This window comes from Microvenator marinus, assembly GCF_007993755.1.
In the GTDB taxonomy this organism is placed as follows: domain Bacteria; phylum Myxococcota_A; class Bradymonadia; order Bradymonadales; family Bradymonadaceae; genus Allomicrovenator; species Allomicrovenator marinus.
The window spans coordinates 3466194-3481562 of sequence record NZ_CP042467.1 but is presented as its reverse complement, the minus strand read 5'-3'; the positions used below and the strand labels follow the sequence as shown (position 1 = coordinate 3481562).

General features: G+C 52.5%; 16 protein-coding genes. All 16 read right to left on the bottom strand.

Going from position 1 to position 15369, the window contains the following annotated elements; all coding sequences use genetic code 11:
- Positions 1-131 precede the first annotated feature (131 nt).
- The 16 genes from FRD01_RS14335 to FRD01_RS14260 all read right to left on the bottom strand — a co-directional run bounded on the left by FRD01_RS14335 (position 132) and on the right by FRD01_RS14260 (position 15367).
- Entirely contained in the window at positions 132-1379 is a 1248-nt protein-coding gene (locus FRD01_RS14335; protein WP_146960771.1) for an NAD(P)/FAD-dependent oxidoreductase, read from the bottom strand.
- A complete protein-coding gene (locus FRD01_RS14330; RefSeq protein WP_146960770.1) occupies positions 1372-1962 on the bottom strand; it encodes a DUF3261 domain-containing protein in 591 nt (196 codons plus the stop codon). Before FRD01_RS14330 ends, FRD01_RS14335 begins: the two co-directional genes overlap by 8 nt.
- Positions 1950-4259, bottom strand: a complete 2310-nt coding sequence (locus FRD01_RS14325) for an MMPL family transporter (protein ID WP_146960768.1) — start codon at positions 4257-4259, stop codon at positions 1950-1952. Before FRD01_RS14325 ends, FRD01_RS14330 begins: the two co-directional genes overlap by 13 nt.
- Entirely contained in the window at positions 4256-4879 is a 624-nt protein-coding gene (locus FRD01_RS14320) for an outer membrane lipoprotein carrier protein LolA (RefSeq protein WP_146960766.1), read from the bottom strand. The genes FRD01_RS14325 and FRD01_RS14320 overlap by 4 nt, the downstream gene beginning before the upstream one ends.
- On the bottom strand, positions 4876-5289 hold the full coding sequence (locus tag FRD01_RS14315) for an acyl-CoA thioesterase (RefSeq protein WP_146960764.1): 414 nt from the start codon (positions 5287-5289) through the stop codon (positions 4876-4878). The genes FRD01_RS14320 and FRD01_RS14315 overlap by 4 nt, the downstream gene beginning before the upstream one ends.
- Complete coding sequence (locus FRD01_RS14310; protein WP_146960762.1) at positions 5286-6827, bottom strand: HAL/PAL/TAL family ammonia-lyase; 1542 nt, start codon at positions 6825-6827, stop codon at positions 5286-5288. Before FRD01_RS14310 ends, FRD01_RS14315 begins: the two co-directional genes overlap by 4 nt.
- A complete protein-coding gene (locus FRD01_RS14305; protein ID WP_249756219.1) occupies positions 6824-7615 on the bottom strand; it encodes a lysophospholipid acyltransferase family protein in 792 nt (263 codons plus the stop codon). Before FRD01_RS14305 ends, FRD01_RS14310 begins: the two co-directional genes overlap by 4 nt.
- 157 nt (positions 7616-7772) lie before the next feature.
- Complete coding sequence (locus tag FRD01_RS14300) at positions 7773-8522, bottom strand: glycosyltransferase family 2 protein (protein ID WP_146960758.1); 750 nt, start codon at positions 8520-8522, stop codon at positions 7773-7775.
- Positions 8515-10056, bottom strand: a complete 1542-nt coding sequence (locus tag FRD01_RS14295) for an AMP-binding protein (protein WP_146960756.1) — start codon at positions 10054-10056, stop codon at positions 8515-8517. The genes FRD01_RS14300 and FRD01_RS14295 overlap by 8 nt, the downstream gene beginning before the upstream one ends.
- Positions 10043-10654: a COG4648 family protein gene (locus FRD01_RS14290; protein WP_146960754.1), complete on the bottom strand. Its 612-nt coding sequence runs from the start codon at positions 10652-10654 to the stop codon at positions 10043-10045. Before FRD01_RS14290 ends, FRD01_RS14295 begins: the two co-directional genes overlap by 14 nt.
- Positions 10651-11874: a beta-ketoacyl-ACP synthase gene (locus FRD01_RS14285; protein WP_146960752.1), complete on the bottom strand. Its 1224-nt coding sequence runs from the start codon at positions 11872-11874 to the stop codon at positions 10651-10653. The genes FRD01_RS14290 and FRD01_RS14285 overlap by 4 nt, the downstream gene beginning before the upstream one ends.
- Positions 11871-12587, bottom strand: coding sequence for a 3-oxoacyl-ACP reductase FabG (fabG, locus tag FRD01_RS14280; protein ID WP_146960750.1), 717 nt, complete (start codon positions 12585-12587; stop codon positions 11871-11873). The genes FRD01_RS14285 and fabG overlap by 4 nt, the downstream gene beginning before the upstream one ends.
- On the bottom strand, positions 12584-13024 hold the full coding sequence (locus FRD01_RS14275) for a hotdog family protein (protein ID WP_146960748.1): 441 nt from the start codon (positions 13022-13024) through the stop codon (positions 12584-12586). Before FRD01_RS14275 ends, fabG begins: the two co-directional genes overlap by 4 nt.
- Positions 13015-13695, bottom strand: coding sequence for a beta-ketoacyl synthase chain length factor (locus FRD01_RS14270; protein WP_146960746.1), 681 nt, complete (start codon positions 13693-13695; stop codon positions 13015-13017). The genes FRD01_RS14275 and FRD01_RS14270 overlap by 10 nt, the downstream gene beginning before the upstream one ends.
- Entirely contained in the window at positions 13695-14840 is a 1146-nt protein-coding gene (locus tag FRD01_RS14265) for a beta-ketoacyl synthase N-terminal-like domain-containing protein (RefSeq protein WP_146960744.1), read from the bottom strand. Before FRD01_RS14265 ends, FRD01_RS14270 begins: the two co-directional genes overlap by 1 nt.
- Entirely contained in the window at positions 14837-15367 is a 531-nt protein-coding gene (locus tag FRD01_RS14260) for a phosphopantetheine-binding protein (RefSeq protein WP_249755631.1), read from the bottom strand. Before FRD01_RS14260 ends, FRD01_RS14265 begins: the two co-directional genes overlap by 4 nt.
- Positions 15368-15369: the final 2 nt, after the last annotated feature.

Sequence of the window (15369 nt, the reverse complement as noted above, 5' to 3'; positions counted from 1 at the left end):
AAGATCTTCCCCCAAGAAACAATCTCTCTAACTCAAGATGAAGATTGGTAGTCATCTACCCCAAAGAGATTCGGCAGAGATACTCCACTCAGGATCAAAACGGGGAAACAACCCCGAGAAAGCCCACGCACTCATTCCTCTGGGCGCTGTGAAACCTCCTTCTTTTGAATTCTCTGTTGGAGAAATCGCAGGTTCCAAGCGGTGTCTTCGGTGAGAGAATTTGTTTCGTCCCAAACCCCTCCGGCGAGGAGGCCCGTGATACGTTTTTCAAAATGAGCTGAGTATCTGTTGGTCGTGTTTGAGTAGATCAGGTCTCGCAGTACTCCATCATACCAGGCACTAACGCAGTCTGACATAACACGTAGGCCACGAGACAACGGCTTGTCGTAGTTTTGACTCCAGCTGAAATCCGGATTTTCTCGAGTGTGGTGTATTACTTTGGCCGCACGGAGCCCGGACTCCGTTGCAATCGCAAGGCCCGATGAAAAGATCGGGTCGAGGAACCCCAAGCTGTTGCCTACCAAACAATATCCTGGCCCCGAGGGCTTGACGAACTCTCGTCTAAAATTGGTTACTGATGTCGGTTTGATACGCACCTCTTCGCAGTTGGAAAAGCGCTGACTTGAGGCCGAATATGCATGTAGGTGGGTGTAGAAGCGCTCAGTATCGGTTTCCGCGATGCCTCGTACTTCGGCGTCTGGGCCTACAAATCCCACAGAACAGGTTCCGTCGCTAAACGGAATCATCCAACCCCAAGTAGTTGAATCATTCGAGAGAATCCAAGTGGCACCTTCCTCAAATCCAGCGGGTCGATTGGGATCTTTCATATGGCAGAAGACTGCGGAGAAAACGGGATTGTCTGTTGAAGACGCGGTGGGTCTTTGCTGCAGGATATCGCTGCCGGAGGAGTCGACCACAAAGCTTGCTAGAACCGTATATGGCCCCGCGGGCCCTCGAACTCGGAGTGTCCATTGAATGCCGTTGTATTCGGCGGATTCAATCGTCGAATTCCATTGAATTTCGATTCCACGCCTTTCGGCCTGCTGGGCCAGTAGGTGGTCAAAGTGCGCACGTTGAAGACTGTACGCATGTGGAGCGCTTGGATTCCAAGACTTTGAAAAGTCGATTCTCGTTGAACAGGTGTCATTCGCGAAAACCGCACCCTCTTTTTTTTGAAACCCGGCACTTTCAACCGCCTCCAAAAGACCCACTTCCTTCAGATGAGACATGGTTATGGGTAGAAGCGATTCTCCAATCGTAAATCGTGGGAACCTGCCTCGTTCGATGATAACTACGTCGATGCCCATCTGCTTGAGTGCCGCAGCACAAACTACACCTCCAGGCCCACTACCGATGACTACAACTGGTAAGTCACTCATTTAAGTCTTCTCCACACTGCAAAGTAGTAATATTCAACGAATAGAGCTGTTTACTGTTTTCGATTTTGATTGAGGTTGGGCATGCGTGTCCGTCCCAAGAGTACTCGATCTGCGTATGGTGACTCTCAACGAATCGAGTTGTAAGGCGCCCGTCAACAGCGGTGTCTCGCACGACGCCAAGAGCGGAAGGCCTCACTTCCTGTTCGAATTCCAATTGATGGAGTGGGCTCATTAAAAGCGCCGATCCGATGACCTGCATAATCCATCGGGGGTCGAAAGGGAGTGCGTCTACTTGTGGTCCGAACGCTTTGAATTCGTTCCCCGCCTGCTCCATGACAATGGCGGGGCGTGAAGCGGGGTCCAGAAAAACAGTTCGCACAGTGGTTCCGTCGAACTCAATCACGGCGTCAAGTAGATGGGTGTCCTCGCCATATGAGATCTCGACCCTTTGGCGGATGAAAAAGGGAGCGATATCCGGTGACACGGCAACGAGTGAAAGATTGGCTTCAGGCGAATTTTTCTTCTCCGTTCCTGCACACCCCGCTCCAACGAGAAATAGAATAGTTATTGCTACGATTCGCATACGGTATCTTTCTTGCGTTGGAGTAGGACTGCTGAAAATGGCAACAAGAGCAGCGCAAATGTTGCACCCATAGCAATAGTGAGTCCAAAACTCCTTAGAAGTGGATGTTCTGATAACCCCAGTGCCCCGAACGAAAACATCGTCGAGCCATAGGCCATGAAGATACTCAGCGCCGCAGGCCCGATGTCACGGTGGTGGGAAGCCAACATCACTCCATAGTCAGCCGCCAATGCAATCACCAACATGAGCCCCAGACCATGGATGGGACCGACAGGTACTTCCATTAGTCCAAACACCCCGAGGCTCGCGAAACATCCCGCAAAGGGTGGCACCATGGCTACCAATATCGACCTAACCTTTCGGAACCCAAGGACGACAATGAACGCGATCAAAGCTAGTCCGTACAAGGCGGCCCGAGTGATTTCGTGACCGAGTTCCTGCCACGCTGAATTCAACGAATCCTCTTGGTTAAACATGAACGCACCTGGTACGGCAGCAACACGGTCGGCAAGCGCTTGAGGCTTATCCACACGTTCCAAAAACGTCAGAAGCACGGTCCCATCCTTTCTGGCATCAAAGAGGTCGACCAACGACGACAGGGCGCTCCCTCTGAGGTCACTCAGCGTTAGAAACTCCTTCGGAGCAAAAAAATTCTGTTCCTTGATTGGCTCAAGAGTGGCTGAGTCCACCCCAGCCTCGTCATAGGCCTTGGACATTTTGCTCAATAGCGAATTTCTATTCTCTTGGAGAAATTCACGATTCATGGCCTGGGTTTTCCCTGACCACAGAAGGTGGTGCATCGACGAGTAACCTTCAAGCTCTCGGTTCGCGATAGCGTGTTCCAATTGAACTGCGAGGCTGTCGTTTCGATCAAGTGCGGTTTGGGCATCGTTGCCCCGCACAATGATCACACTTGAGCTTCTCTCTCCTGAGATCTTGGCTTGTACCAATTCATCTTCGATTCTTAGTGCCGGCAAAGGGTCACGAAGCGACCTCATGTCCTTTTCGATGTGTAGCGAAGGCAAGCCCAGCATCGGAATCAAAAGTGTCGGGACTCCAAGGCTCAGCGCCCAAAGGGGTCTGGTACGCAGAAGATCGAACATTTGATTCACTGCCACGACGGCTCGTTGATGACGTGGTGCCTTTTCCGTCAAGAAGAAGTGGCGAGCGAGTAGCCACGTGGTTCCAACCGAGGTCACGACCCCAATGGTTGAGAACACAGCGATTTGCTTGAGTGCGGGAACCGTCGATGTCAAGAGCACAGAAAATCCCCCAATTGTTGTGAGGGCACCGAGCCAAATTGGTGGCCAAACCGACCTCTTTGAGTGCGTCGAAAGATTCAAGAAGTGAATCGAAAAGTCGACACAAACTCCTATTAGTGAGGCTCCAAAAGCCAACGCAATCAGATGAATTTCACTGAGCACAATTGACGTAAAAAGTATGGCGGCCAGAACACCCACGCCAATCGAAAGAATCGGAAGCAACGCAAACCGAAGCTTACCAAACCCAAATCCGAAAATGAAGAGGATCCCGAACAGGCTCACGACGGTGATTCGCTGAATATCATTCTTAATGGTCGTTGAAATCGACTTTGTGTATCGATAAACGCCGCTGATCATCAACTTAGCTTCGAAAACATTGTGTTGGTCGAAACTCGTGTGAATGAAGTCATGGACTTGAACCGCCGATTTAGAATCAAACGGGGAGACACTGAGCTCTGCAAAGATGACGGATTCGCCCGACGAGGTTTGATAGAATCCATCAACAACGTGCATCGTTGGACGCATGAGGGTTGATAGGCGCTCCACCATACCTATGTAAGCGAGGAGTGGATCCTTTGGGCCAGCTCGTTGCAAGAACATCGAATAGCGACCATTGAGAGCCGCCAAAAAGCTTTCGGCCTTGTCCTGCATTGCAGCGGCTGTATTGAGCTGCTCCAACTCCTCGGAAGTGGAAGCGAGGTGACTATAGCGATGGGGAAAGTACACGTCATGAACTTGCGACATGGTGTTTGGAGGGCCGCCTGAAACCTCACGAAAAAGTCCCGAACCCTTCATATCTTCAACGAACTTACCAACAAACTCTCGGCGTTGTTCATGGGGAACACCCTCGATCAAAAGGACGACTCTCTGTGACAATCCAGATCGCGCAAGCTCTTTAGCTGCACTGGACGAGTCATCTCCGACCGGCAAAAACTCCACGATATCTGACGGGAAGCGGGGCTGTCTTTGCGTGAAAACAAACGTCAAAAGACCACCAAGGATGATGACGAAGAGTGCCCCGACAAAACCCCTCACAGACTCTCCAACATCGCGGATTCTTCGTTGGACAATTTGGACGCAGGTTGAGGCACTCCAAAACGAATGAATCGCTTGACCTCATCCGATTCGTCCAGGTCTAGCGTCATAACGACGTTGTCTTTGCCTCGAATGACGCACTTTTCAAAAATCGCACCTTTGTCTCGGCTCTTTAAGGTGACCGACCACTCCCCATCGTTCGTTTTGACCGAGACGTCGTAATTCCTATCTAAGGGTTCGGACTCAGTGACGAGAGTTCTCCACAACAACATCGCAGACACCACCTGTGGGGCAGTTTCCTTGTCGACCGAAAAAGTCCCAGACGCGTCTGTTACGGTAATTCGGTTGCCATCAAATGCGGCCGCGGACTCGGCTGGTGAGAGGACCTTACGAATGAATCCTTTATCAGGATGGATAACCAGATACCCACTCGATTTCAACGGTTGTTTAAGGAAAGGCAGGCGAACTTCTTCCTGAAATTCAACTCGAATCACCTGTTTCGACCGCAATGTCTTTAAGAGAAATTCTGCTGAAGGGGTGGCCTCATCAGGAGCACCTTGCGCACCAAGCGAAGGTGTCCAACACAACCACGCACACAAAAAGATTAGTACTATTCTCATGGCAACTTACCAATTCGATCAAGGATTTCAGCAGGCACTTTTGGCAGGAGGTCCAAATCAAAATTGACACAAACCATACTTGTACGTCCGCGAGCGACTACTTTCCCACTTGTTTCATTCACAATCAAATACCCGACAACAATCTGGTGAGTCACTGCTTCAAAGCGAGCCTCAATTCGCAGGACGTCCGCATATCGTGCGGGTGACACATGGCGACATCTCGATTCTGAAACAACGAGTCCGAGTCCTAAATCGATGAAATCATCGACATCTAAACGATGCGCACGCATGAGCGCCGTTCTTGCGAACTCAAAGTACCTTAGATAGTGACCATGCCAGACGATATTGGCGCGGTCGACATCATGAAAAGGTACCTCGAAGTGAACATAAATGGGTGTTCGAGTTGTCATCTTTCGAGCCTGCGCAAGTCTTCGACAAGGGAGGCTTCCAACCGACCGACGACGGTGCGAATATCACCGTCGAAGCGGCGATCGTTGTCGGCGAAGTCGATATCCTCACGGATTAAATCACGGAAGGCTCGGGATGCTTTCTGGGTGGCTGCTGGCGGTCTCAGGTCAACCGCTTGGGCGAGCGCGATAATCAGAATGGCAGCGACTCGTTCTGTCAGCTGCATCACCCTTGACGCATCGCGTGCAGCAATGGTGCCCATACTGACTTTGTCCTGATTATGGCTTTCTGTGCTGCGGCTAAACGCCGTCGCAGGCATCGTCAACTTCAAGGCTTCAGCCGCCAACGCAGAAGTCGCAATCGACATGGCTTTGAATCCATGGCGTGCGTCTCCGCCTTCATGATGATCCGGCGGCACCAGGTTGCGAGGAAGATGCGATCCGTTGGCCACGACTGGTCCACAAAGCAACTGCATTTGCCGATCCATGAGATCGGCCACGCTGGCAATGCTCGTCTTCAACATATCCATCGCCATTGCTACATGCCCTCCATAGAAATTTCCGCCGTGAAGAACGACTCCCATTTCCGCGTCAAACAATGGATTATCGCTTGAGCCATTCAATTCGGTTTCAACCCAGAGAGTTGCCGGCTTGAGCGTGTCTGAAAGCACGCCAATGACGTGTGGCGCGCAGCGAATCGAATAGACGCTTTGCAGCTGTTCGGGATCGACATGACGGCCGGGATCGTAGCACAGCCATCTTGCCATGCGCTCTGCCGCCAAAATCTGGCCAGCATGTGGCTTGCTAGAATGCAGTCTAGGATCAAAGTGCGCCGAGTTCGCGTCGGTGACATCACTGAGAACGGCCGACAAATATGCAGCCAATTCGCTGAGTCGCCGCGCTCGGTGGATCACCAATGTGGCGACGCCCGTCATGGCGCTGGTGCCGTTCATAATCGCGAGACTTTCTTTAGGGCCGATATCGAGCGGAGTGCGCCCCAACTCAGCAAAGACCTCTTCGGTCGGATGCAGTGCAGACTTCCAAAGGACCTCTCGGGTGCCAGCAACACTGGCTGCAAGGTAAGAAAGTGGTGTGAGATCGCCACTTGCCCCAACAGAGCCTTCCACGGGAATTGCTGGAAGCACTCGGTTCTGAAGCATCCAAAGTACTTGCTCCAGAAGCTCCCAACGCACAGCAGAATAAGGCGAGCATAGAGACTGCAGCCGACAGGCTGTAATCGCTGCAGCTTCGTGCTCACCGAAGATATCTCCGGTTCCACAGCCATGAAAGCGAATTAGATTTTGGGCGAGATTTGACGCCTCGGACGAACCAATAGTCATGCGTATGTTTTCGCCAAACCCTGTGGTGACGCCGTAAACTCGTGCGTCTTGACCAACCAACCCCTCAAACTTTCTTCGGCTATGATCGATCTCTTTGCGAAACGATGGGTCGACATTGAGCTTCGGCGTAAAACGCCCTTGCGCTACACCGACGATGTCCTCAACTGTCAACGGGGTCGAACCGAATACGACTGACTTCATTTTTCTCCCTCCAAAGTTCCCGTTGTGTCGGGTTCCCAGAAACTATAGAAATTGAACCAATTATCGGGTGCTTTTGCCGCATAATAGGCCAAACGGTCGGCATATTTTTGTGCGAGTTGGTCTAAAACCTCCTGCTTCTCCTTTCCTCGCGGCAAACGAATCAGTTCTTCAAATGGTTCGCAATACACGTCATATTTATTCCCGCCACGGTAGAGACCAAAAACCAAAAAAACCGGGCATTTTAGTACCGATGCCAGGACAAATCCACCCGTCGATATCTTCGCCGAACCTCCCAAAAAATCAACTCGGCTCGATTGCGAACCCGGCACGACGCGGTCTGCAAGGAGTGCAACAAACTCCCCTTCCTCAATACGCTTCTTCATAGTGAGGACGGCTGAAACTCGGTCGGTGGAGATGTCGATGGTCCGAATTGCATCTTTGCCTCCAAAGCGCTGCAACACGCTGTTTAAAACCTTCGAGTTGGCGTTGTACATCACTGCGTTGATGCGATAATTCTTGGTTTCACCGGCACCGCTCATTGCCGCAAATGACCCGAGGTGCGCGCCTATGAGCACCCCACCTGTGCCCTTTGCGCTTTGCTCCGCCAAATGATGAGACCCCGTTCTCTTGAATTCGAATGCGCTGGTTTTCCCGACAAAAAAGAACACTCGATCCAAAGCAACTTGCGAAAAGCGGTGGATGTTTCGAAAGACATCACGCCTCCGAGGTCGACTACCGTTTAGACGCTGATAAAACTCGGTGATGGCTCGTCGCGAGGTACCACTCATCAGATAGTAGTACGCTGCAATTGGCCCTAGCATTAGGCGAGGCACCCACCGTCCAGCACGGGTCGCGGTCCATGCTAAGAAGTAGATACCAAACGCACCACCACGTTCTGGTATGCTGAGCCAGTCGTCAGGTTCAGTAGGAGTCACCACGTGTTCTTCATTCATGGATGAGTCCGAGCGGGCGTTTGGGGCTAAGTGCCCAGGGAATCAGCGAGAACACGAGTCGTGTATGGATCATCGAGATCGCGACATTGTCCCAAAACAATCGAAAGCTTGAGAGGCCACCTTCGTCGGCAGTGAGGTATCGGACCTTGATGGGAAAGTTGAGAACAGGCACCCCAAGTCGAACCAACTTGACCGCGATTTCAATATCAAAGTCCATCCGGTTACCACGGGCATCCGCGGCTATGGCGGCTTGAAGCGGGTAGACTCGGAACCCGCACATTGGGTCAACGATCTTCTTACCCAGGGTCTCAATATGTGTCCAAAACAGGGTAATTTTGCGGCCGAGTCGCCGCCCCAGCGGTGCGGTTTCATCGAAAATGGGGTGGGCCAGAATCAACGCCTGAGGCGCCCGACGGCTATACTCAATGAACGGGCCAATTTGATCCAAATCATGTTGACCATCGGCATCCACCTGAATCGCATGTGTGAAGCTTTTTGCGACTGCTGCGGCGAAACCAGACTTAACGGCTGCACCTTTACCGCCGTTTTCTTCTCGGGTTATGACATGAAAGCCTTCCGCACCCAGACGTTCGATCACTTGGCGCGTTTGAGGGTTGCTGGCATCGTCTACGATAAAGACGTCCTCCACTTCTCTCCGAGCACGTTTCGCGACTTGCGCAATCGTGGCGACGTTGTTGTAGCAGGGGATAATGCAGCAGATACGATAGGTTGGATCAGGCATAAATCACGTCTCCACTTGTATGAATGCCTTGCTCGGATTCAAAGCGAAAAGAGAACCGGCTTCCGCTTCGCGCGAGCGTCATTTTGCCGCTGGTGTTGGGAAGAATCGGTTTGCGAAATTTCAGCCGCTCATACCGAATTGGGTGTCCCAAGTCAGCCCACGCCAGGTCGATCTGGTGCTCGACAAATTTGATTTGCGCAATTCCGGATAGAATCGGAAAGTCGTCAAAATGTCCTTCAAAGAATCTGCAGTCTTCATGAACGGTGAAACAGATGACCACTTGGTCGGCAGACGACTCGGATGAGACTACGTCAATTTCGCGCTCGCTCCTCTCCAACAATTTTTCCAAATCGCTCTTTGACACCTTGCCTAGCTCGGTTTTGGGCAACTCACTTACCAAATGAATGCGTGGGAGTGTGACCGGATCGAGCTGCTTCAAAAGCGTAGCCCGAAGGGTTGACGTCTTGGTGTTCTTGCTTGCAACCACAAAGGCATGAAGTCGCACACGGAAGTCGTCTTGAACAAAGATTGCGCAATCCATGATGCCCGGCTGGGTCAAGATGGCGTTTTTGATGAAGTCGAGGGAAACACGCTTTCCACCTACTTTGACGATATCGTCAGACCGCCCGAGCGATTGGAAGCCCTCTGGTACGATTCGGACGCAATCTTGGCAGGCGAAGAATTCGGCAGGATTCTGGAGGAAGGGCGACCTGACATGCAGGTTTCCATCGGATCCCTGTTTGATCTCGTTCGTGGCAAAAGGAAGCCATATACCGCTATCTTCACGAGTGGCAATGCCTCCTGTTTCAGTTGAGCCAAAGATTTCGACCACCCGAAGTCCGGTCTGTTCCAGGGCTTGGCGAGTATTGGGATCAAGTGCCGAACCGGAAGAAAACAGAATTCTGGCCATCAGCTTGTTTTCAACGCGTGCCAAAGTTCTTAGCTGTGCAGGAGTGCTGACGAAAAGTGTCACTCCATTTCTTTCACAGGTCTGCCGAATTGATGCCGGATAGACGGGTTGAGCTTCGACGACCCAACAACCGCTGACGGCTGGGATCATAACCGAAAACAAGAATCCATAGAGGTGCCTCGCGGGGATACCCGACATCAACACATCGTGAGGCTCGATCCGAAAATGCTCCGTCAGGTAGGACGCCTCCGAGAAGAGTTGCCGCGCCGTTTTGGTCACACTGATGGGGGTTCCGGTGCTGCCGGAGGTGTAGAACTCGGCAAGTATGTCTGAATCTTCTGGAGTCCTGATGGGCTCGTTGACCTGGGTAGCGCTTCTTTCTTCACCAGAAAGCACGAAAACCTTTCGAGTTCGAACGATCTCTTCCACCGCTTCCGGTTGATTCGTAGGAGCGAAGATGATGCGGCGTTTTTCTGCCCAAGCTGCGTGAGCAAGAATCGCCGTGACTTTCGGATCAGTGCAGGTCGCTAAAACGTCACCTGCTTGTTGGCAAATCACACCACGCAGCTCCGCTACTTGGGACGTGAAGCGCTGATCGGTTTGGACAAACTTAATCTGAGACATTGCCAACCTGTTGAGGAATCACGCGGCGCAAGACACGATCGTAGAGTTTGTCCGAGTACGTTCTAAAACGGTATCGACGGACGACGAACTCGGCAAAGAGCAGCAGTCCCATCAAGCAGTAGTTCACTGGCCCGGTATAAATCGCCCAGATTGCTGAAGGCGCCCAGCTTAGGGCGAATGCAACTAGGGCATTGGCGCCAAAAAACACACACCAAATGAGTGTAAACTGTCGACAATGAGCCACTTGCGCCTGACTGAGCTCAGGATCAACCAGGCGCGCAAATCGCTCAATGACGGGAATTGTTCTTAGAGTGCTCCCAAAAAGCACCAACATGCCGAGATTGATCATGACTGGTATCAAGCGCAAACCAACCTCGTCGCTAAACAAAGCAGCATAGGCGACTGGGACAAGCGCGACGGATGCAATCGCGAGCTCTCTTGGGCGACGGATGCTGAAAGCGAGCCGTAAACAGAGCAGTCCAAGGAGCCCCAAAGCGATGTCTCGGACCGAGAAGTAGGCGTGACCAGCGAAAACGAGCAGCGGATACGAAATGCTGAACACGACCGTGGAGGTGATGAGAACGGCAGACCGACTCACGGCAGACCAAAAATGAGCGAAGTATTCACACCACCGAATGCGAAGTTATTGTTCATGACTGTTTTAAGTTTCCTTGACTCTGTTTCTAGAACGTAATTTAGCTTCGCACATTCGGGGTCTAGCGTTTCCAGATTGTAATTCTTGGGTAAGAATTGCTCCCGCAGGGCGAGGATCGAAATCACAGATTCCAACGAACCCGCAGCCCCCAACGCGTGTCCAGTAATTCCTTTTGTCGAGCTGATGGGCGTCTTGTCACCAATTGCAGAGAGTGTCGCGTGGCTTTCGGTATAGTCACCGATCTGGGTACCAGTGGCATGAGCGTTGATGTAGTCGATTTGAGTTGCTGGAATTCTAGCGTCCGCAAGTGCGACGGCCATAGCCGAAGCCATTCCGTCCTTTTGTGGCGATGTCATGTGCGCTCCATCGCAGGTCGTGCCATAGCCCAGCACTTCGGCATAGATCGTGGCATCACGTTTCTTTGCATGCTCCCACTCCTCCAAGATGAGTGTTGCGGCACCTTCGGCGACAACCAATCCGTCCCTATCTTTGTCAAACGGTCTTGGTGTAGCATCAGGACGGTCGTTGTACAGAGTGGAGGTTGCGCGCAAGAGGTCGAAAACGCCAGCATGTGTGTAGTGAAGCTCCTCGGCGCCTCCAGCAATCATGATATCCTGCATTCCGTACTTTATGGATTCATAGCCAAAGCCGACACCTTGAGAGCCGCTGGTGCACGCAGAACACGTCGTAACGATACGGCCACGTACGCCAAAAAACGTCCCTAAATTTGCCGCACAGGTGTGCGACATGAACTTGATATAGTTTGTGGGACGCACCCCGTTAAGCCCCCCTCCGGAATTCATAATCTGGGTGGCAAATTCGATAAGTGCCTGTGACGAGCCCTGAGTCGATCCGTAGGCAATTCCGCAACGAATGGACTGCCAGTCACTTTCTGACATCCCGGCGTCTTTGAGAGCCACTTGAGTGGCGCTGACGGCCAATTGCCCGACACGGCCCATTGTACGAGTTTCCTTCTTCGTGAACCCAGAGAGATCTTGGTCGACAGGGGCACCCAAGAACGTGTTGAGCCCATTGATTGAGCGCCAAGCTTCCTGAACATGGACCCCTGACCGCCCCTTTGTCAGCGACTCTGCTACATCCTTAAGCGTAGAACCAATCGGTGAGATAACTCCCACACCTGTCACGGCAACCCGTCGTGTCATGCCATACCCCCATTAACCCCAATCACCTGGCCGGTGACATAGCTAGCCCCGTCACTACACAGAAATGCTACAACCTTTGCGACTTCTTCAGGAGTTCCAAACCTCTGCATCGGTATCATTGGGAGGACTCGGTCGCGAGGCACAGATGCGGTCATCTCAGTTTCGATAAGTCCGGGTGTCACCGCATTCACCGTAACGCCGCGCCGGGCAACTTCTTTTGCCAGAGCCTTTGTCGCGCCGATAAGTCCTGCTTTTGCGGCCGAGTAGTTTACCTGGCCGCGATTCCCGATTTCACCAGAGATTGAAGAGATTGTAACGATGCGACCTTTACGTTGTTGCACCATCGGCATGACCAATTGCCTGGTGACGTTGTAAAAACCGTTTAGGGAAGTCTGAATGACGCTATCCCAGGCCTCTGGCTGCATCGACGGGAACACGCCATCGTTGGAGATGCCAGCGTTGTTGACCAGGATCGAAATCGGCCCATCTCTGAGGATATCTGCGATCGCATCCTCTGTGGCTTCTCTATCGGCGACGTCGAATTTGGCCAGCGCGACTTCTGCCCCGAGAGCGCGAACTTGCGTAGCAACGAGTTCAGCCGCGACATCATCCGAACGATAGTTGAGCGTGATGTGGCCACCGTGGGTCTTTGCCAACTCGACCGCAATAGCTGCACCTATCCCGCGACTCGCTCCAGTTATTAACATTCTCATACAGCCCCCTGACTTAACGGTCCCTGGTAGACATTCAGAGTCGCCCTCGCGACGACCGCGTCGCCCGCGAGGACCTCACATTTAAAGGATCCCATTTGCATTCCCCCATCACGCAAAACCTTTGCTCGAACAGTAAACATTTGGTTGACTTCCAGCCACGGAATGAGCAATTCAGCACAGCGACAACTCACCAAGAATCCGACTTGAATCGGCTCTGAGTTCTCACGACGATGAAACCCGGCATATGCTGCAATCGCCTGCGCCATCCATTCAATGCAGATACTTGCCCCAACACCGCCTTCTTTAATGTAGAGGCCACCAGGCTTCACCATGACTTCGCAGTGTATCTGCGTCTCGCTTACGGCTATCACTCGGTCCAAGAGCACGCTCTGACCGGAGTGTGGGATAAGCTCCTCGATCGAGACCTCTACTGGCATCTCGCTTTCCATGAGCCCCCTGAACGATTGGGTGAAATGATGAGTTCATCACCTGGTTTTGCTTCTCGACTCCACTCTAAGAACTTCTCAAGACCCGCAGCGGGGTTGTATCGAAGCAGCCCGGATAGTGTGTTCTTGAACGGCTCGGTGCTCGTCTCGACAATGAGTTGCCGCTCTGAATCGTGGGCCATCATAAAGGCACCAGCGTACAACTCGAATTCTTCGTGACCATAGGCTTTGGGCCAAGGCTCCTCTGCTCCGATCACGAGCACGCGATCAAACTCCAAAGACAAGCCTAAAGCCTCGATGATCAGCATCGCAGCCAGATCTTCGTTTGCAGACACGGCAGTTAAGAGTCCGATATGTTGATTGGATACACCTACGGCCGCGACGGGAGAATGATGCACTGATGACGAAAAGGCGATTGGCGAAAGTCCCAACTCATCACGCTTGATTTCGTCGAGAAGGGAAAAGAGCACCGACACACACCCTAAACTCGAGCCGAATACGATAGGGACTGTTTTCGAAAAGGGTCCTAACTCGTCGATGACGTGAGCGCAGGCACGGGTAAGGTCTCCAGCTCTTCGCGAAGCGGAGCCCGCAAGAAGCTGCGATGCAGGCAACTTACCGCGTCCCGGCCACCATGAACTTGTTGCTTCAATCCACGCCATTAGGACCTACCCAAAATGAGCGTGACGTTATTTCCACCGAAGGCGAAACTGTTCGATGCCACATAGTCGCCTGTGACAGGCCGTGGTGCGCTATCGGCGTTCACCGAGAGGACCGGATCGATGACCTCCAAGCCATGTGTTCCTGGTAGGCATTGCCTCCTAAGGCTCTCCAGGGCGATGGCTGCGTTCAGTGCTCCGCAGGCGCCAAGGGTATGCCCCGTGGCACCTTTGGTCGACACGACGGACATCCCAGCGCCAAACACCCCTGTAATTGCCCTTCCTTCAGCGCGATCGTTTTCAACCGTGCCCGTTCCATGGGTGTGAACACCAACGACGTTTTGAGGCAAAAGCCCGGCGTCCTCGAGAGCCGCTTGCATGCACAAGGCAGCGCCTGCACCATCGGGAGGAGGGCGCGTGCTGTGATAGCCATCAGATGATGCTCCAAAACCACAAAGGTGAAACTCCGCGTCCAAATCCCTTTCCAGCAAGAATGCAGCACCTGCTTCACCAATATTGATGCCGTCCCTTGCGACGTCGAAAGGACGACATAAGGAACTTGCGAGCAGTCCCAGTCCGAGAAACCCTTCAATCGTGACATGACAAAGCGTATCCACGCCCAGCACGACAACTGCATCGACCCTGTCGCTGTGTATCAGTCTCTTTGCAGCGCCAAAGACGTGCGAGCTAGAACTGCATGCGGTTGAGATCGCGTAGGCCGGGCCTTCTAGCTCGAACATGTTTTGGACGACATAAGACGCCGCGCCAAATGCCTGCTTGTTACACGCACCTCCATCTAGCGAAGATACGACGTCTCGTGTTCCGGGGGTATAGTTTGCCTCGACCCATTCGATCCCACCCGTGCTCGTACCGAGTAACACAGCAACACGCTTGGGCCCCCACTTTTCACGGGCTCTAAAGATGGAAGGGGCGATCATTTTAACAACGTGCACTGCGAGTCGAGCTTGTCGGGTATCGAACTCTAGAAACTGGCCCGGTAGCGAGCCAAGTGAGGCCGAAACTCGACCGATAAACCTTCCGCTCTCCTCCGCGATGCCTGACTTTCCGCCAAAAATGGAGTTCATCGCTTCTTCGGTCGACCCGCCAGAGGCACAGCTTAGAGCATAATCAACGACAGAGACCTTCATGACGCTTTTGCAGACTCATTGAGTTCGACGACGATATCGACCACATCACCAATGGTACGCAATTCCATCAATCGGCTGTCGGGAATCCGGGCACCCAACTTGTCTTGCAGACGAACGATCAGATCAAGGGCGTCAAGGGAATCAAGGTCGAGCTCCTCGACCAATTGAGTGTGTCGAGACAAGGTCTCCGGAGGAAACCCAAACATATCAGACAGACCGTTGACAATCTCTTGAAAAGCCAGTTGTTCAAAGGTCAGCTGGGGATCTTCAGCTGGAACGTGGTTTGCTTCGACATGCGCGGCGAGCGTTCGAATCGAGCGAAAAACCAAAGCATTCTCTTCGCTTCCATCTTGAAACTCAATGCCATATCGTCTGCCAATAGCCATCGCCAATTCCAACAAATCGACACTATCGAGCCCATAATCTTCGACCAGCGAACCATCCGCATCCATTGTGTCGGGTGTAACACCTGTAAGCATAAGCTTTTCGATGGTGAGCGCCGCAATCTCTCGTTCAAACGCTTTCATTC